18 protein-coding genes and 1 pseudogene are annotated in these 19,131 nt (G+C 32.8%); 9 read left to right on the plus strand and 10 right to left on the minus strand.

Annotated elements, in window-relative coordinates; translation table 11 throughout:
- Positions 1 to 145 precede the first annotated feature (145 nt).
- From DLK05_RS01165 to DLK05_RS01195, 7 genes are all read right to left on the minus strand, one after another.
- A complete protein-coding gene (locus DLK05_RS01165; RefSeq protein WP_127342138.1) occupies positions 146 to 757 on the minus strand; it encodes an IS91 family transposase in 612 nt (203 codons plus the stop codon).
- Positions 754 to 1,116: a phage integrase N-terminal SAM-like domain-containing protein gene (locus DLK05_RS01170; protein ID WP_127342139.1), complete on the minus strand. Its 363-nt coding sequence runs from the start codon at positions 1,114 to 1,116 to the stop codon at positions 754 to 756. The genes DLK05_RS01165 and DLK05_RS01170 overlap by 4 nt, the downstream gene beginning before the upstream one ends.
- 163 nt (positions 1,117 to 1,279) lie before the next feature.
- Complete coding sequence (locus tag DLK05_RS01175) at positions 1,280 to 2,626, minus strand: FAD-dependent oxidoreductase (protein WP_127342140.1); 1,347 nt, start codon at positions 2,624 to 2,626, stop codon at positions 1,280 to 1,282.
- 87 nt (positions 2,627 to 2,713) lie between these two features.
- The gene (locus DLK05_RS01180) at positions 2,714 to 3,934 is read right to left on the minus strand and encodes an MFS transporter (protein WP_127342141.1); all 1,221 of its coding nucleotides are present in this window, start codon (positions 3,932 to 3,934) and stop codon (positions 2,714 to 2,716) included.
- An 86-nt stretch (positions 3,935 to 4,020) separates the two neighbouring features.
- A complete protein-coding gene (locus DLK05_RS01185; protein WP_127342142.1) occupies positions 4,021 to 4,458 on the minus strand; it encodes a NifB/NifX family molybdenum-iron cluster-binding protein in 438 nt (145 codons plus the stop codon).
- A gap of 260 nt (positions 4,459 to 4,718) precedes the next feature.
- Positions 4,719 to 5,006, minus strand: a complete 288-nt coding sequence (locus DLK05_RS01190) for an iron-sulfur cluster assembly protein (protein ID WP_127342143.1) — start codon at positions 5,004 to 5,006, stop codon at positions 4,719 to 4,721.
- Between the two features lie 202 nt (positions 5,007 to 5,208).
- Positions 5,209 to 5,562, minus strand: coding sequence for a NifB/NifX family molybdenum-iron cluster-binding protein (locus DLK05_RS01195; RefSeq protein ID WP_127342144.1), 354 nt, complete (start codon positions 5,560 to 5,562; stop codon positions 5,209 to 5,211).
- 241 nt (positions 5,563 to 5,803) lie between these two features.
- Between DLK05_RS01195 and DLK05_RS01200 the strand changes: the two genes are divergently transcribed.
- Positions 5,804 to 6,481, plus strand: coding sequence for a Crp/Fnr family transcriptional regulator (locus DLK05_RS01200; protein WP_235831937.1), 678 nt, complete (start codon positions 5,804 to 5,806; stop codon positions 6,479 to 6,481).
- 271 nt (positions 6,482 to 6,752) lie between these two features.
- Here the strand turns inward: DLK05_RS01200 and DLK05_RS01205 are convergent.
- Positions 6,753 to 7,359 (minus strand): annotated as a pseudogene (locus DLK05_RS01205) (transposase); the annotation flags it as partial.
- Between the two features lie 80 nt (positions 7,360 to 7,439).
- Positions 7,440 to 7,817 carry a RidA family protein gene (locus tag DLK05_RS01210; protein WP_127342146.1) on the minus strand — a complete coding sequence of 126 codons (378 nt, stop codon included), beginning with the start codon at positions 7,815 to 7,817 and terminating at the stop codon, positions 7,440 to 7,442.
- A 68-nt stretch (positions 7,818 to 7,885) separates the two neighbouring features.
- Here DLK05_RS01210 and DLK05_RS01215 point away from each other — a divergent pair, with 68 nt between their 5' ends.
- Positions 7,886 to 8,452 (plus strand): anthranilate synthase component II, encoded by a 567-nt coding sequence (locus tag DLK05_RS01215; RefSeq protein WP_127342147.1) that lies wholly within the window; start codon positions 7,886 to 7,888, stop codon positions 8,450 to 8,452.
- Between the two features lie 49 nt (positions 8,453 to 8,501).
- Here DLK05_RS01215 and DLK05_RS01220 read toward each other — a convergent pair whose 3' ends face one another.
- On the minus strand, positions 8,502 to 11,135 hold the full coding sequence (locus DLK05_RS01220; protein ID WP_127342148.1) for a putative LPS assembly protein LptD: 2,634 nt from the start codon (positions 11,133 to 11,135) through the stop codon (positions 8,502 to 8,504).
- A gap of 173 nt (positions 11,136 to 11,308) precedes the next feature.
- On the opposite strand from DLK05_RS01220, the gene DLK05_RS01225 reads away from it, so the two are divergent.
- From DLK05_RS01225 to pyrI, 7 genes are all read left to right on the plus strand, one after another.
- Positions 11,309 to 12,472, plus strand: coding sequence for an N-acetylmuramoyl-L-alanine amidase family protein (locus DLK05_RS01225; RefSeq protein ID WP_209319640.1), 1,164 nt, complete (start codon positions 11,309 to 11,311; stop codon positions 12,470 to 12,472).
- 148 nt (positions 12,473 to 12,620) lie between these two features.
- Entirely contained in the window at positions 12,621 to 13,853 is a 1,233-nt protein-coding gene (locus DLK05_RS01230) for an MlaD family protein (protein ID WP_127342150.1), read from the plus strand.
- A gap of 389 nt (positions 13,854 to 14,242) precedes the next feature.
- On the plus strand, positions 14,243 to 15,673 hold the full coding sequence (dnaA, locus tag DLK05_RS01235; protein ID WP_127342151.1) for a chromosomal replication initiator protein DnaA: 1,431 nt from the start codon (positions 14,243 to 14,245) through the stop codon (positions 15,671 to 15,673).
- Positions 15,674 to 15,769: 96 nt separating this feature from the next.
- Positions 15,770 to 16,627 carry an EamA family transporter gene (locus tag DLK05_RS01240; RefSeq protein ID WP_127342152.1) on the plus strand — a complete coding sequence of 286 codons (858 nt, stop codon included), beginning with the start codon at positions 15,770 to 15,772 and terminating at the stop codon, positions 16,625 to 16,627.
- A gap of 23 nt (positions 16,628 to 16,650) precedes the next feature.
- Positions 16,651 to 17,262 (plus strand): IMPACT family protein, encoded by a 612-nt coding sequence (locus DLK05_RS01245; RefSeq protein ID WP_127342153.1) that lies wholly within the window; start codon positions 16,651 to 16,653, stop codon positions 17,260 to 17,262.
- Between the two features lie 376 nt (positions 17,263 to 17,638).
- A complete protein-coding gene (pyrB, locus tag DLK05_RS01250; protein ID WP_127342154.1) occupies positions 17,639 to 18,544 on the plus strand; it encodes an aspartate carbamoyltransferase in 906 nt (301 codons plus the stop codon).
- A 28-nt stretch (positions 18,545 to 18,572) separates the two neighbouring features.
- Positions 18,573 to 19,031, plus strand: coding sequence for an aspartate carbamoyltransferase regulatory subunit (pyrI, locus tag DLK05_RS01255; protein WP_127342155.1), 459 nt, complete (start codon positions 18,573 to 18,575; stop codon positions 19,029 to 19,031).
- Positions 19,032 to 19,131: the final 100 nt, after the last annotated feature.

Here is a 19,131-nt window from a genome sequence, read left to right on the forward strand (position 1 = left end):
AGTTAGTATTAATCTGGTGCATTAATCTTCCTAATTTATGGATTTTCAACAGGCTGTACTGTTTGTAAAGCGATGAAAACCGAGAGATTAGGGCGTACAAATCCAGTCTTCATAGGAATGAAGATTTGAAACGAAGTCATTCATATTATTGTAAAAAGGCGTTCATCAATTGGTAAATAGGGCGACTGGGGGAACGTATTCGAGGGAGTTCGCCAACAATATGCATTCGTCCATGTTTGCATTTTGGGCATTTCCCAATATCAAAGCCTGTGAGCCGTTTGATATGCTCAAGCTTTGTTTCCTTTTTATTTTTGCCCGATAACTCCTTCTCTACAGCAGATTCTTCAGGAATAAATTGAAGTTCCAGGTTTCGTTTTGTGGTTGCATTATAAATGCCATATCGTCGTATTTTAACGAAGCCTTTGGGTAGAATGTGCTGACAAAAACGATTCAAAAATTCTACACCTGATAATCGGACTGGTTTTTTCTGAGCCTTATTGCGATAATCTTTGGCAATGAAACATACATGTGTATCGCTTATTTCAAGAAGACGATCATTGCTGATAGCCACTCGGTGTGTGTACTGTCCCAAGTATTTAATTACATGTTCGGCATCAGCCATTGACGGTTCACAATGTACCACCCACGGTTTATTATACGCTGTTTGAATAGCAGAATCGAAACCGCTGAGATGCCCTATTTTTCGCAATGCACGCTTGATGCTATCCAGGAATTTACCTTTGAATGTATCGCTCAGTTAATGTATCGGATACAAGTATTTTTTATTTTTCCCGATCTATTTCCATTCTCCTTGAGTTCCTTTCTGTTCAAAATGACAGGAAGTTTTGTTTCTCGTTTTAGGGATGGCAAAGCGATGGCTTTTTTATTCATTCCCAATAAGCGATAATAATACCGAAGTCCATAAACCATGTGCTTAAAACTACTGCGCGATGGTGATTTGGGATCTCTGGCAAGAGCCACAAGATATTCGTTGATTTCATCCTCGCTGATCTGTTCAGGCAGGCGATTAAAGTGAAGAACAAACAAGGCAATCCGCCTGATGTAGTTGTTTAAAGTACTTTGACTTTTTCCAGAAAGCTCGATAGAGCGTTTCATTCTACAAAAGAGTTCATTAAATTTAGGAATGATAAGACAAGCGCGTTCAATCAGATTCTTACTTTTCTTTCATCACAATAATTTTTAATTAAACATTTACTAAAAGTAGCCAGAGTTTTGTGCTTTAGCTACCTTTAGGTTTCGTTCAACAATAAATCATATTTCAGTTACCCATTTGTTGAACAGCACTCATGGCTGCTAATACAATAGGATAATTACCGGGACCAGCTGTAAGCATAGGTTGTGTACCATATTGCATAATAGCTAACTCAGGAGCAGTCATATTTTTCTGAATTGCTAATCCCAATATATTAATCATTTCCCCTGTCGTTGAGCCGCCAATTATTTGTGCTCCTAAAAGAACTCCTGCACCTTTTGAGAAAATTAATTTAATAATTTGAGGAGAAGTATTTGGCAATAAGGCAGGGTGATGATCAACACCTGTATTTCTACCAATAATAAACCTAAAGCCTTCAGCCTTAGCTTGCTTTTCAGTTAGTCCTGCTGCACCTAAAGATATCTCATTAAGAGTTGTTGAAAAAATCGCTATACTACCTTTAGTTTGCCTAATAACCCTCAAGTCATACAAATTCATTCCGGCAATACGAGCTTCAGAAGCACCTGTAGATGCAAGCATTAACTTCGACTGTTTTCGGGTAAAAAAATCTCTGTGTTCGACACAATCACCTACGGCATAAATATCATCTATACTAGTTCTAAGATATTCATCTGTAACTATTCCCCCATAAATACCAATTTCAAGTCCGCATTTTTTTGCCAAACTAATATTTGGTCTATAACCAATGGATAAAATAATCCGATCGGCCTTAATTACCTCTCCAGTTTTAAGTTTCACACCTGAAACTTTGCCATTTTCTCCGATTATCTTGTCCACCATAGTATTTGTACGAACATCAACGCCATGTTTTAATAGTACTTCCAGAGCAGGAGTTATCATATCCTTATCAAAAGCCAATGGTAAAATCGAATCCATTGATTCTATCAAGCTTACATTATCACATATCTTAGACAATTCATCGCTCATCTCAACACCTATAAATCCAGCACCTACAACAACAATATTTTGCCCACTTCTCAGTATAGGATTAATAGATTTAATATATTCTAAGTCTTTTCTTATTGCTACAACTCCTTCCAAATCATTTCCTTCGATTGGGGGAATAAAAGGCTGTGAGCCAGTAGCTATTATTAATTTCTCATAAGTTATATCTTCACTGTTTTTTAAGGTTAATAATTTCTCATCACTTTTAATAGATATTACCTCATCGATAAGGAAATCAACACCCATTTTCTTTGCAGGTTCTATACTTTTAATATTATCCTCAATATTATTAAGAGTACCAAATGTATAAGGTATTCCACATGGGATAAGAGATTCAGCCTCTTTTCTTATCACCAATACCGATTTATCTTCATGGATCTTTTTAGCTGCTATAGCAGCAGTACCACCTGCTGGATTACCCCCTATTATTACTATTTCGTAATTCATTATTAAAATTTTATTATTAATTATTACTATTTATGATTTAAATACGATTTATAGCATGATATCAGAATTTTAACACATTTATGATTTCTACCTACTACACTTTATTTTTAAAATAAAGTAAAGTGAAAAAGAAATAATGAGCATAAAAAAAATGAAAAATGCAGCATACCCAAGTTTACTAATAATACCTCCGGCTATCAGAGGAAAAATTGATGGAATTATATTTCCAGCACCAGCAAATCCTGCATAAAGAGCACGATTTTCGTTCCCTGAAATTTCAAGCAACAAACCATTCATGGTAATGGTAAATAGAGAAATTACAATACCTCCTAAAATAAATATATATTTTAATGTATCTACATTATTAATCAGCAGGATTAACAATGCCAACAGTATCGATAAAAATACATTACTATATAATATTGTATTATACTTAACTTTTTTATTGACTAGCCATATCATAAAGCTAACTATAACCACTCCAATTACTTTAAACAATAAAAATTCACCAGTATCTGAACCCTGTGTATTGAATGTTTCTTTTGCATAAAGCATTACAAATGGAATAAAAGATATAACAATACCTTGTGTGTTTATAAAGCCCAAAAAATAAACAAGTTTTTTATTCACCTTTATTTCATTCAGCATACTGCCTATAAAATTATTAAAACCTGAAATTTTTATCCCTGAAGGTTCTGTTTCTTTTATTTTCCAAAATCCCAATGAAGCAATAAATAATGCAGTTGCTCCAATTAAAAACATAATTGAATAATTTGTAGGATAATCAAATGATGACAACATTTTTTTTGCTAGAAACGCTGTAGACAGTACAATTACTCCTCCTATTATTTGCTTTAAAGCAAAGAAAGATTTTCTTTTATTTTGATTAATGGTTTTTCCAAATATATCAACATAACTTATGTTAGCAAATGCTCCACTCAGAGAAAATAGAGAAATAAAAACGAATACGAACCAAAAAATATAAATTGAATGACGTGAGGAAAACCAATATAGGACAATGGTTAAAGCAATCAATGACAACACTCTTAAGTTGATTCCATACAATAAATAATTCTTCTTATATTTGCTATTATTTACAAGAGGAGCAAAAAACAATTGTGTAAAACTAGATCCTCCCATCATAATTGCTGTTATTATTCCTATGTGCATGGCACTACCACCACTTTCAACAACCATTGCTGGAATAACTGTATCTACGTCCATGAAGTTTTGAGCGAAAGCCAAAAAACCAGCATGCCATAAAAAAGCTTTAAAATTATGTCTGGATATATTGTCAAATAATGTCATTCTGTAATTTCCTATATAAATCTTAACATTTATTCATAAAATATTCAAATATGATTAAAGTTCCTAAACCCTATTCCAAGTTTTTCCTATTTTTTGATAATAGTTTTAAGTATACCTTTTTTCATAAGAAATAATTTATAGTCTGAAGACTTGTTTATCAGTTCATCCTCAATCCAATTAATATGTCTTTTTAAGATTTCAATTGCCTCTATTGGCTCTTCCACACTCACAATTACAGGAATAAAATGACTATTAATCACTTTAATATTCTGTCCAAATTGTCTTGACACAAACACCTTAACCCCTTCATCTTTTAACAAATGAATAATTGCTTTTCCTTTTTGTTGTGAGCCATGCTTTTTTTCTTCTTTAAAGATTCTATATGGATTTTCAACCTCATCAACAAAGCTAATTTCCTTACCATTCAATGCATAAATAATAAATTTGTCGGCGTCACCAAAATGCTTTTGTTCAAACAAGTTTGAATGATTTACCGCAAATGCAAATTTTAAAATTTCATTCATTTTCTATTAATTAAGTACTCTGAAATACGTCTCAGAATTATTATCTTAGTGTATCAGGAATTTAATTAGAATAGATTCTACATTAAACCTGTATATTTTATTAATTACCTAAATTATCTGTTTTCAATGTTTACTCTATTATCATTTCGATCAAAAAGGTGTTCTATTTCTAGTTGCTTTTTCTAAACACGAGCTATTAAGCTTCCCCAAGCCTTATGCTCTGCTTAACAAAAATCCACAAATATAAAGTTTGAAAAACATCATCCCTTCCAAGCCTTAGACTCCATTTGCAAAAACAACTCACGTTCCAAATCATCCATAACTCTCGTTTCATACTCAAATTCTAAATCTAATTTTCTAACTACAATAGAAATTGAAGCAATCAATTGATCAGCGATTGGAATATTAGGGAATGGAAAAGCAAATACAACATTCACCTTTTTTCCTTCTAATTCAATATCCTTAACAATCCCAAGTTTTATCAAAGAATAGCAAATAGCCGGGTGTTCTATTTCATTCAATATCTGTACAATTTCCTGGTGATTCATAATTATATATATTCGTTTTTAAATTTTCGAATTCGCATAAGTCCTCTAATTAATCAAACCTCTTTTCATCTAAGATATTCCTGCCGGTATACCATTAATATTGCCTAAGACAAAACCAGATCTTGGGATCATATTTCCTGAGAGCACTGAAAATATTTCATAGACATTATCAATGTTTGTAATCTTAGGAACTGACAGCTAATTATTCTCTTTCACTTGTTATCTCTGAAATGATTGATTCATCAGAAATTAAAGTGCCTTCTAAGTATTTTTTAATTATTTCGTTTGAAGTAATCTTTCGAATACCTATAAACAAGTTAATTTTATGATTTCCGAATAGATTTACAATCCGTTTATCTATCTTAAATGTAACAACATCAGTTATTCCAATGCTTGCTATCCATTCCGGTAGTTGAATAATATCCTTCAATTGTGGAAAATCAATCCTACTGCTTTTTACATATGCTTTATCAATTTCGAATATCTCGAAGTAGCTACATTGTCCAAAAAACTCACTAAGTTTACCTTCTGCAATTGGGATAGCTAATCTTTTCATTATTTTTTTTACAAAATTATTTAAGATAAATTTTGTAACAACAAAAAATAATTTAAGTAATCGGTAGAATAAATTAATATATTATAGGAAATTACTTATCAAATATTAATTTTCGACTCTTAATGATTTGCAAACAAATGAAATAGAATATTTCTATTAGTTGCTGCAAAATCATTAATATTAACTTGACAAGTATATTCATAGCATTAACTTTTAACTAACAATTTAAATTCGAATAGTTTTGGCACTAAATGAAAATATTGAACACATTTCAGGATGCTTTCAAAATTTGAATAATGAGGATCTTAAATTCTTGAATGAAAAGAAAACTCAAATAAATTATTTAAAAGGAGAGACAATATTTAAACAGGGAGCATTCGCCCCTCATGTATTATTTGTGAATAGTGGTTTAGTTCGAGTTTATCTTCAAACAGGGAAAGAAAAACAAATTAATATTCGCCTAGCCAAAAAAGGAGACTTCATGGCTTTTTCATCAATTTTCAATAAAAACACTTATCAATATTCGGCAATTTCACTTACTGATTCATCCATTTGTATGTTAGAAAAGGAAGCATTAAAAGAAATCATTCTAAAAAATCCTGATTTTTCCATGCAAATCACTTCAAAGAATTCCAAAAATGAAAATAGGTATTTGGAAATAATTAAAAATGTTTCTTTTAAGCAAATGAGAGGCAAGCTTGCATCCTCTTTATTATACCTAACTTCTGATGAATTTAAAGCAGATAAGGTTTTTCAGTATTTAACACGTCAGGATATAGCAGACTTTGCATCTATAACTGTTGAAAGTGCAGTTAAATTCCTAAAAGAATTTGAAAAAGAAAGCATCATAAGCTTAAAAGGGAAAGAAATATTTATTGAAAACAAACAAGCTTTAAATGATATCAATATGAAAGGATAATATTTTTGGACATTTCGAATTTAGTGTTTCCTTTAAATAATTGCAATTTTACACCCACCATTCTACAAACTAAATTGCAACAATCTAATTATATACCACTTAATTACCACAGCTAAGATTAAAAAATAAATATGCAATCAAATATTTCTTTAAAATTTAAAGAATTCAGCGATTCAAATCAAAAAAATATCAAAACTTTAAAAAAATTCGTTGTATAGGATAATATGCCAGCTTGATTAAAAAGTAAGGTTCCATCAAATTACTATTGGCAATTATCTGTTACGGTAATCAGCAGATCTTCAACCCTACGAGCTTTCAGATCTGTTAAGACACTCATCCAGTAGGCTGAAGATTCTTTTTACACAATCATAATCCCTGCGAAGCCTTATGGCAATGTAAATGGTTTTGTTGATTACCTTCGAGTTCTCCCTCAGCTTAAAAACAATACCATCCATCCTAACAATCAGACAAACTGGTTCTAGTAGGCGATTTTGACAGGCAACAATATCACCAATTACTTTATCGGTAATACGGGATATTGTGCTTGTGGAGAATTCAAACTTATAGACTACCCGAATTTGCCGTTCGATGTCTCCATTGCTCATCCCTTTGACATAGAGTGATACAATAACATTTTCTATCCCTTCCACCATATTGCCACACTTGGGAACAATCATAGGGTTGAAAATAGCATCTCTATCGCGAGGTACAATGATTTCAGATTCTCCCAGACTTGTACGTACTTCCTTTGTACCATAGCCATTTCTGGAGTTATTTGTTATTGATTTTTCGTGCTTTTCGTAGCCCAAATGACCATCCAATTCTCCTTCTAGCATTTTCTCGATACCTCGTTTTTGCACCTGCTTTAAAAAGTCATCGGTCAATAAATCTTATTACCCGATGAAAAAAGACTGCCAATATTAAAATCAGCAGCCTTATCCTACATGGGTTAAATATCTTATTTCACCGCAATGGTTTCAATTTCAATCAGTGCTCCTAAAGGCAAATCTTTCACAGCAAAAGCAGCTCGTGCCGGACAATCTTCCCTATAATACTCACCATATACCTCGTTCATTATAGCAAAATTTGAAATATCGCTAAGTAAACAAGTTGATTTTACTACATCTTTATAGCTGTAACCAGCCTCTTCCAATATAAAGCCAATATTTTTCATGGCTTGCTGTGTTTGCTCCTTAATTCCACCTTCCACAAACTTACCAGTTGCAACATCAACAGGAAGTTGTCCTGATATGTATAATGTTCCGTTTGCTTCCACTGCCTGACTATATGGTCCAATTGCTTTTGGAGCTTTTTCTGAATTAATAATTCTTTTCATTTGTTAATAATTAGTATTTGTTGAAAATTGATTTATTTTGCGCTCTAAGTTAAAAGAAAAAAGCCTGAATGAGAATAGCAATAATTGATAATTACGACTCCTTTACCTACAATTTGGTTCATATCGTTGAGCAATACTGTGAGAAAGTATTTGTGATGCGAAATGATGAAATTGACTGGGAAAAAATTAATAAATCTGATAAAATTATATTCTCCCCCGGACCAGGATTACCTGATGAGGTATTTGCTATGAAGAAAATTATGGATCGCTATGCCAAACAAAAACCAATTTTGGGAGTTTGCCTGGGAATGCAATTTATTGGCGAATATTTTGGAGCTCAACTCATCAACTTGAAAGATATTATTCATGGAATTCCTAAAAACACCAGAATACTTGCAATAGATGATCCCTTATTTAAAACAATTCCTCAAACTTTTTTATCCGGAAGGTATCATTCCTGGGCACTTTCGGCAATACATTTTCCCGATTGTCTTCAAATCACTGCTGTGGATGAGACGGAAATTATTATGGCCATACGCCACAAACATTTGGATTTATGTGGTGTACAATTTCATCCTGAATCTATTATGACTCCATACGGTAATAAAATACTGCAAAACTGGATTCTGGAATAAGAACTCTAACCGGCCAAAATAGGGAGGATAATCCTACAATTAAATTTATCTAGAACTGAACATCCTGCCATGCTTGTTTCTTCTCGTATTTTAAATCCTGAAGAATAGATGATTTCACATTGATTCTGAAATTATAGGATTGATACGTCCCAAAAGGGATGGAATTAAAGGACATTTGCCAACAGTGAAGATCTCTGGTAATAGTAAACTGGGTTGCGGTAACTTCTTTATCAGCAAAATCATATCCTGTTGAAAAACTCATTTTCCATTTGGGTGTTAAGCTAAAATTACCGGTAACTCCCAGCGTTTGATTTACATTGCTCGTTCTTTGTGGCTTGGAATAAGTCCATCCATATTTTATGGAGAAAGACCAGGGAATATCAAAATCTACATAACGAGGATCTTTCCATTCTTTTGCAACTTCTTTATCACCTTCATTACCACCTTTTCCATCTGTCTGACCCGTTAAATCCCGTGACGAAAGACTAAATCCGACATCAATGGATGCATTTGTTAATCGGGGACCAAATTCGTTAATCTTTTGATTATTGGCATTCAATTTATAGGGATCAACCGTAGAGTTAAATTTCAGATCCAATTTCTTATTAAAGATTTTAGTTCTTCCGGTCATTCGTATAGCGGACCAGTTCAAAGAATCTGCAAACATGTTGTAACTAGTGGAAAATTTAAGACTCTCTAGAATTTTCACTTTCTTCATGTCTTCCACGCCGGTAGTATCGTTTGCCGTACGTACTTTCGCTTCAATATTATTATCCAGACTTAATCCAATACTTCCCGATTCCATTGCTCCTGAAGGAGTTCCATACAAACTACCTGCAAAGATGGAATACTCCACATCCGATTGCGTTTCTTCATTAAAATAGGTCTTATAATATTTACTCCTTGAAACCCCAATACCCGGCGTATAGCTTACACTCACGCTGGGAGTCATGACATGCCTAATCGCAGCAATTTTAGAACTCTCCTTAAAAGTGTACATCCCATAAATTTTAGGACTTAAGGACAAGGAAGCACTTGTTGAATAATTGTGCGCATATCGAAAGCCCTGAACCGTATCTATACGAACATCTCCAGCCCCTTCATTCAAACTATTGTCCCAAGACTTACGAATCGATTTGGTATATAATACCCCAGTATAATTTAAGGTTGGCGAAAGGGTTAAATCCTTAGCCAATTTAAAATTAGTGCTTATCGGAATGCTATGCTTATATCCATTTTGCCATTCTTTCGATAAAGAAGAGGACATTAATTTACTTTCCTTGGTATTAATTCGATTCTCCATTTTAGAAGAATAGCTTACTCCAACTTTATCATACCACCGTAAATTAGTACTCTTCCCTTTTGCTCTAAACGGATAGATTTGAGTCATGTTCAAGGACACACTTGGCAAGGTAAGCGAGATAGTAGTATCTCTACTATTCTGCGAATGTCTTAAACTGGCATTTAAACTAAACGGACTATCGGGCCATTTTTTACTATAGGAAATACTAGACTGTTTCTGATTATTTACAATATTCTGTATAGACTGTGAATTGTTTCTATCGTTATTTGTAGTGGAAACATTTACCGATGCCGAAAAGGTTCGATATGGGTTAGCTTTTGCATCCTGTGTATGCGTCCAACGAATTGCAAAGTCTGTTGATTCAGAATAATCCTCTAAACCCTTATCTCCATATTTATTAAAATGGTATTCTGTAGCAAGTGTACCACTATACCTATATCTTTTCTTATATTTTGATTCCAAATAGGTTCCCCAGGAGCCGTTGGCAAAAATATCTCCTTTAATTGCCAAATCTAAATAATCGTTGATAGCCCAATAATATCCACCACCACGTAAATTAAAACCTCTTCTTTGCTCTTCACCATAGCTAGGAATAATAATTCCGGAAGAATATTTGGAACTAAATGGGAACATAGCAAATGGTAGGCCAATAGGAAGAGGTACGTCTTCAATAACCAGGTTCAACGGACCGGAAATAATTTTATCTCCTTTAATCATCTTCGCCTTGCTCATATTCACGTAAAAATGAGGGTGAGGATGATCACAGGTGGTATATTTTCCATTACGGAGATAAAAAGTCTTGTCATCAATTCTTTTGGTTATCTCGCTATGAACAAACCCGCCTTCCTGCTCAGTAATAACTTCATTAACCAAGCCCTTACCGGTTTTAAAATTATATTTTAACTCCTTACAAGTAAACTCTTCGGAGCCATCTTTAAATTCGGGGGTATGTATAAAAGTTCCTATACTATCTTGAATTCCATAAGCAAAAGCTTCCTGCTTATCCAAATCAAGTTCAATATAGTAAGCCTTTAATTCGGTTTGTCCATATTTCACAAAAGCATTATTAGTTAGGAATACTTTCTGACCGGTAAGCGAAAAAATAATAGAATCATCAGCATTATACTCCACAACCGTTTCAAATAGAGCCTTTTTTTCAGTTTTTGTTGAATCTGAAGTAAGACTATCTGAGACTACCGTATTCAAAGTATCCTTTTGTGTGATTTTTTGCAATTCTGAGATTCCCTCCCCATTCCATTCATTATCAGACAAAATGATTGCAGATCTGTTCGGAATAGAAGAAAATGAAATATTGGCAAATATATTCAGAGGAAGAATAACTCCAATGAATAGAATAAAAACCCTTTGTTGTAATTTCAATTGCAATTTTATCTATTAATTTTGTGAAAGAGACGATTTCATGAATCTAAGTAGATGTCCCAACTTCCTTAGCTCATTCTTGAGTCGCCAAAAATACAAATAAATGTACTATATTCCCTAATCGAAACGAACTTCGAAAACATTTTTTAAGTTCTTTTATGAAGATTTTTCTAATGAACATTATCACATTCAATATTCTATCAAAGCTAATAAAAAGATCATCAATAGGTTTAATACTATTTTCGTCCTGTTTATTGGTAAGTAATAACTGCTATTCCCAAAAGCACAACTACCGTATCAAAACTATTGTTATTGATGCTGGCCATGGAGGAAAAGATCCCGGAGCTTTGGGAAAAAAAGTTAGAGAAAAAGATATTGTTCTGAAGATTGCATTAAAATTAGGCTCCTATATAGAGCAAACATATCCCAATTTAAAAGTTATTTATACTCGTAAAACAGATGTTTTTATTCCTTTAAATGAAAGATCTAATATTGCGAATCATAGTAATGCTGATCTTTTTATTTCAATTCATGCCAATTCCAACCCAAATCCCAAAATCCGCGGCACGGAAACTTATACATTAGGATTACACAAAACTCAAGAAAATCTGCGAGTCGCAATGAAGGAAAACTCTGTAATGCTCTACGAAGAGGATTATAGTACAAAATATGAAGGCTTCGATCCAAATAATCCAGCCTCCTATATCATCTTTAATTTAATGCAAGGTGTAAATCGTGATAAAAGTATTGATCTGGCAGAATTAACCGAGGCTCAATTTAAGAATAGAGCTGGTAGACATTCCCGCGGGGTTCGAGAAGCGGGATTCTGGGTTCTAAAGCAAGTAAGCACGCCATCCATATTAGTTGAAGTTGGATTTGTTTCGAATCCTACAGAAGAGAAATATTTGAATACAATAAATGGTCAGGATTATCTGGCTAGCGCTATATATAGAGCATTTAAACAATACAAAAACAAAATTGAAGATTCAAGTGTAGTATTGAATAGAAAGAAGATTGAAAAATCTGATTCTGTTACCTCTTACCCCAATGTAGCTGTTGCAAAAAAAAATGATTCTGAATTAATTTATTGTGTACAGATAAAATCATCATCTAAAAAAATCCCTTTAAACTCAAGAGAATTTAAAAGTCTCACCAATATAGAGGAAAGAATTTCTTCCGGAACTTATAAATATACCATTGGCGCAACAGATAATTATCGTGAAATAATACTTCTTCAAAGGAAGATAAGAGAAAAAATAAAAGACTGTTTTGTAGTTGCTTATTATAAAGGAAAGCGAATTTCTCTATCAAAAGCCAAAAAACTTCAAAAATCATGATTAACTTTACTTTAAATAAGTAAATCAAATCAACAAATTAAGTTGTTCCTAATCAGAACTTAAATAATCTTATAGGAATTAAATTCGAAATCAATAATATTCCATTTATTTCCTCAAAGATTCAAGTATTTAAGAAAATAGTCCATATATGAAGATCTCAAAAGATGCCATTATAGGTTTAGTAGTTGTAGGTACAGTTGTTATCCTAATTTGGGGGGTAAATTTTTTAAAAGGATTTAATATGCTTTCCTCTGAGCAAATATTTTATGCCCGATATGAGCGAGTAGACGGACTAAAAAATTCCAGTCCCGTAACTTTAAGAGGGTTTAAAATAGGACAAATCAGATCCATCAAATTTAATACCGCTTTAGCAAATCAATTAATTGTTGAATTTTCTATTTCAGATGAATATAAACTACCATCCAATACTATCGCCAGAATTGTTAGTTCTGATATAATGGGAACGAAAGAAATTAAACTTATTGCAGGTTCTTCAAAACAGATGCTTCAATCCGGTGATACCATAAAAGGAAATATCGAAGGAGATTTAAAAGAGCAAGTTAGCATGCAGATGCTACCACTTAAAAGAAAAGCAGAGAAATTAATGGCAAGTGTAGATTCTGCGCTTTCCGTTATTCAATATGTATTTAATGAGAAAACAAGAGAAAATTTATCCCAAAGCTTTAGTAGCATTAATACAACTATCAAAAGTTTGGAACATACTTCTGGAACACTGGATACTATTGTAACAGGTCAGAAATCTCATATGGAAAATATAATTGCTAATGTTGATTCCATAACTGGTAATTTGAAAGACAACAATAAAAATATCACTAAAATTCTAACTAATTTCTCTACAATCAGTGATTCTCTCTCCGGCGCTGAAATTGCACAAACTATTATTCAGGCTAAACAGACATTACAGAATGCCAACCAAATATTGGATAAGATTAATGCCGGAGAAGGATCTATAGGAATGCTGATAAACAACGATACATTATATATGAATTTGGAAGCAGCTTCGAATAATCTAACCAATCTTTTAATCGACTTAAAGAACAATCCAAAAAAATACATGCACTTCTCTCTTTTTGATACTGGAAAAACGGTTTACCTAAAAGCTGAAAAAAATAAAAAGAAACAAAATAAAGACAAAAAAGTATTCTATCGCATTCAAATCATGTCTTCCTTATCACAAGTCTCCGTAGATGACCCTGCATTTAAACAATACAGAAATATTGAAGAGATCTATTTTAATGGAAGATATAAATACACAATTGATGAAACTCAAAACTATAAGGAGATTATACGGAAACTTAAAAAAGCAAAGGCCGATTTCCCCGATGCCTTTATTATTAAAATAACACCTGAAGAATTGTGAAATATTTAACAGCTAAATTTATAGTAAAACAAAAACACTCAAATTACTGACTCTTATTTGGATAGAAGCACATTTCAAGCATTACTTAACCCGACTCACATTATGTATTTATCTAGCTGGTTTTAAAGATGATAAATCAGACAAAAGAGTACTAATATCAGAAAACTCTATTAACCAGAAGTTTAGATCTTTTTAAGCCGTTACGTACTGTACTTCAGCTACTTACATTTTTTTTGTTTTTTTTACATTTCTCAATCCCTTTAGTTTTGTAGGATAAAAAATGTTTTTAAAAAGTCAAGAGTAAAATAATTTTTTTTTCTTTTTTTTTTTCACAATCTTGCATAAGCAAATTTGAGCTACCCTATATCTTTTAAAACTCTGAAATAGAAATGAATAATAATCACTTCCAGGTTTGGAATAATTGCTTGGCTGTAATAAAGGACAATGTTCCTCCAATTAGTTTCAAAACATGGTTCGAGCCCATCGTACCTTTGAATTTGGAGAATCAAATCCTAACATTACAAGTTCCAAGTCACTTTTTTTATGAGTATCTGGAAGAGCAGTATATTGATATTCTGAGAAAAACACTTCGGAAAGAAATCGGTAATAGTGCTAAATTGGAATACAATGTGGTAATGGAAAATAACCATATTGCAGATTCAAAGCCTGTTTCAGTTGTTGTACCTGGATCGAACGGAGCTAAGACAAAAAATCGTCCTATTAGTATGCCTTCGGATAAAGAAGAACAAACCATTCGAAATCCATTTGTAATTCCAGGAATTAAAAAATTACATATTGACTCCCAATTAAATCCTGATTATTCATTTATGAATTTTATTGAGGGAGATTGCAACAGACTTGCAAGGTCAGCGGGTCTGGCTGTTGCTGAAAATCCTGGAGGAACAGCATTTAATCCTTTGGTTTTATTTGGTGATTCCGGATTGGGAAAAACTCATCTTGCACAAGCAATTGGTTTAAAAACGAAAGAATTATATCAGGATAAAACTGTATTGTACGTTAGTTCGAATAAATTCCAAACCCAATTTACGGAAGCTATCAGAAATAATAACAAGAATGATTTTCTTCATTTTTATCAAATGATCGATGTTCTTATTATTGATGATATTCAGGAATTAGCTGGAAAAGAGAAAACACAAAATACGTTCTTCCATATATTCAACCATTTACATCAATCGGGCAAACAATTAATTCTTACTTCGGATAAAGCTCCTATTGAGTTAAAAGGAATGGAAAACAGATTATTATCCCGATTTAAATGGGGACTTTCTGCTGATCTTCAAAATCCGGATTATGAAACAAGAGTACGTATCCTACAGCAAAAAGCATATAAAGATGGTATTGTATTAGACAACGAAGTCATCGAATATATTGCTAGTCAGGTTACGAATAATGTAAGAGAACTGGAAGGAGCCTTAATATCATTACTTGCTCAATCTACTTTAAATAAAAAAGAATTAAACCTTGAATTAGCCATTGGTATCATCGATAAATTGGTAAAAAATACCAAACGTGAACTTTCTATAGATTATATTCAGAAAGTCGTTTGTGATCATTTTTCACTACCTATTGATGTTCTTCAGGCAAAAACCAGAAAAAGAGAAATTGTTCAGGCTCGTCAGATTGCTATGTATTTCTCTAAAACTCTAACAAAAGCCTCTTTAGCTTCTATTGGTTCTCAAATTGGAAAAAAAGATCATGCAACTGTTCTGCACGCATGTAAAACAGTGAACAATCTGATGGATACAGACCGAGGATTTAAGACACAAATAGATGAAATTGACAAAAAATTAAAGATGTAGTTCTATCACTAACTACTATTGCTAACCGAGAAGCAGATTCAATTTGAATCTGCTTTTTTATTTTCTTTTGATTTACTTTACGCCAAATCAAACAACATGCTCAACTTACTATTTGCAATTCTCACCTCGTCCGGAATTTTTCTTTGCTTCAAATATCTTGAGAAATTCAATATTGATATTCTATATGCCATTATTATCAATTATATAACCGCTTCATTCTGTGGATTTGTTTTATCCACAAAATTCCATTTCGGGAAAATAATTCAGCAGGATTGGTTTATCTTATCCATATTAATTGGCATCTTATTTATAGGAGTTTTCTTTATTATAGGCAGATCTACACAAAAAGCAGGCATATCAGTTACAACTTTAGCAAGTAAAATGTCCTTCGTTCTTCCCATGATTTTCTCGATTCTTTACTACCAGGAATCCATTTCAGCAAAAAAATCAATTGGTATTGGGATCGCTGTATGCTCGGTGATTTTAGCCATCTACAAAGATCAAAAAGACAAAATAAATCGAAAATACATTTGGCTACCTATCCTACTCTTTTTTGGAGCCGGAACTGTTGACTCTATGGTAAAATATGCACAAGAAGAACATCTTAGTAAGGGTGGTACTGAACAATTTTCCACCTTGCTATTTGCAATTGCCGCAATAGCGGGATTAGTAATTTTGATGATACGAAAAGAAGATTTAAAGCGCCTGTTACAACCCAAAATATTAATTGGAGGAATAGTATTGGGACTTACAAATTTTGGCTCTCTCTACTTTCTAATTGCATCCTTAAACACATCCAGATTGGATAGTTCCATTGTATTTAGTATCGTTAATATTGGAATCGTTACACTCTCTGTTTTTTTTAGTTTGAGTATATTCCATGAAAAACTAAACAAACTAAATCTATTAGGGATTCTGATGGCATTTATTGCTATTTTTATCCTTACAAATTAAAACACCTGTATTTCTATAGCTAAATGAGTACTGATACCTATAAAACCATCGCCGAAATATCTGAAGGAGCCTATAAAGAAAAAGGAAGTAAATTTATTGCTTATGCCTATCCTGTAAATTCTGAAGAGGAGTGTAAGAAGATTATCACTAAGTTAAAGAAAGAATACTACGATGCCCGTCACCATTGCTATGCTTATATGCTTGGTGCTGATAAACAGAATTTCCGGGCAAATGATGATGGCGAGCCTTCCTCCACTGCTGGCAAACCTATTTTGGGTCAAATACTTTCAAATAATTTAACCAACTTATTGATTGTTGTTATTCGTTATTTCGGAGGAACAAAGCTAGGTGTTAGTGGTCTAATTCATGCCTATAAAACTGCCGCTGCCGATACTATTGGCAATGCCGAAATTCTGGATAAAACGGTAAATGATATTTACGAAATAAAATACGATTACCTGGTAATGAATGATGTCATGAAAATCATTAAAGAAGATCAGCCAGAGCAATTAACTCAGGATTTCAACTTAAATTGTACGATTACCTTAAGCATCCGCCAAAGTGAAGTGGAAAGAATTATTTCAAAATTCAATAAAATTGATAGTATAAAAACCAAATACCTTAGAACTGTATAGTAAATTTTCTAATTGAGTAGAAACAAAATCCCTACATTTTTTTTTGAATTGTTGATAATTAAATCGTATCAAACCCGAATTCCAGAAAATATTATTTCTATATTTGTGATCTAGAATGAAGCCTGTAAATATTCAATCTAGAACCGCAAATATCATTAAATGGAGTAAAAATCTTTACTTTCATTATCCTATTTTCCAATATTTATTTCGTTGTAAACATGATATGAGCAGGAATTTCTATTTCTCTGATTTGGATATTTCCCCTCGTAAAAAATATTTCTACAAAAAACCAACATTGCTCCTAATAACGGCAATTGTTGGTTTTTTTTTGCATAAAATAAACAATCATTTTATATACACTTTTAATTTTTAAACCATGGATAACAAAAGTTTAGTATCAATTGATGACTACACAAAAGAAGAAATCCTGGAAGTGTTGGACAGAGCTGCCAAATTCGAAGAAAACCCCAACTGCAATCTACTGGAAGGTAAAGTAGTTGCTTCTCTGTTTTTTGAACCTTCTACCCGCACCCGTCTAAGTTTCGAGACTGCAATAAGCCGCATGGGAGGCAAAATTGTTGGATTTACCGATTCTTCTTCGTCGAGTGTTACTAAAGGAGAAACGTTAAAAGATACCACTAAAATGGTAAGCAACTACTGCGATTTAATTGTAATGCGTCATCCTATCGAAGGATCTGCCCGCTATGCTTCAGAAGTATCTGATGTACCAGTTATCAACGCTGGAGATGGAGCCAACCAACATCCTACACAAACAATGCTCGATTTGTATTCGATTTACAAAACGCAAGGCACGCTCGAGAATTTGAATATCTTCATGGTTGGCGATCTCAAATACGGTAGAACGGTTCACTCGCTGTTAATGGCGATGTCACATTTCAATCCCACTTTCCATTTTATTGCACCGCCAGAATTGGAAATTCCTCGAGGATACAAAATTTTAATGGATAAGAATAAAATCTCCTATCATGAGCACACCGATTTTGATGATATCATTAATCAGGCAGATATTTTGTACATGACTCGTGTACAAAGAGAAAGATTTGCTGATCCATTAGAATATGAAAAAGTGAAAAATGTTTATATTCTAAAAAATGATATGCTGAAGAATACGAAAGATAATCTTAGAATTTTACATCCGCTGCCAAGGGTAAATGAAATTGCTGTTGATGTAGATACCAATCCGAAAGCCTATTATTTTGAACAGGCCCTTAACGGAGTTTATGCACGTCAGGCAATTATTGCCAAAGCTTTAGATCTTTAATTTTCTTTCACAAAAAGCACAACATCAGATGAATATTAAAAAAGAATTACAAGTAAGCGCCATTGAAAACGGAACGGTAATAGATCATATTCCTGCCGAATATTTATTTCAGGTAATTAATATTCTGGGACTGGATAAAAGTAAAAACTCCGTTACTTTCGGGAACAATCTGGAAAGTGATAAACTTGGCAAAAAAGCAATTATTAAAATATCAGAAAAGTTTTTTGAGGATGAAGAAATTAATAAAATTTCATTGATTGCCCCTCATGCAAAACTCAATATCATTAAAAACTATAAAGTAGTTGAGAAAAAGATTGTGGAATCACCTAAAAAAGTTGTGGGCATTGCCAAATGTATGAATCCAAAATGCATTACCAACGTAGAGCCTGTAACTACTCGTTTTAAAGTGATTAACGATTCACCAATTACCTTGAAATGTCATTATTGTGAAAAGATAACCGACCATAAGCATATCGAAATTATTTAGCACAAGTAAATAATTAAAAAAAGAAGTCTCAAAAAGACTTCTTTTTTTATATCCGTTTTATCAATCGCATCACTTTCCCGATCGCCTTGTTTTATACTAC

The sequence above is a fragment of the Ancylomarina longa genome (assembly GCF_003996985.1).
GTDB classification, from domain to species: domain Bacteria; phylum Bacteroidota; class Bacteroidia; order Bacteroidales; family Marinifilaceae; genus Ancylomarina_A; species Ancylomarina_A longa.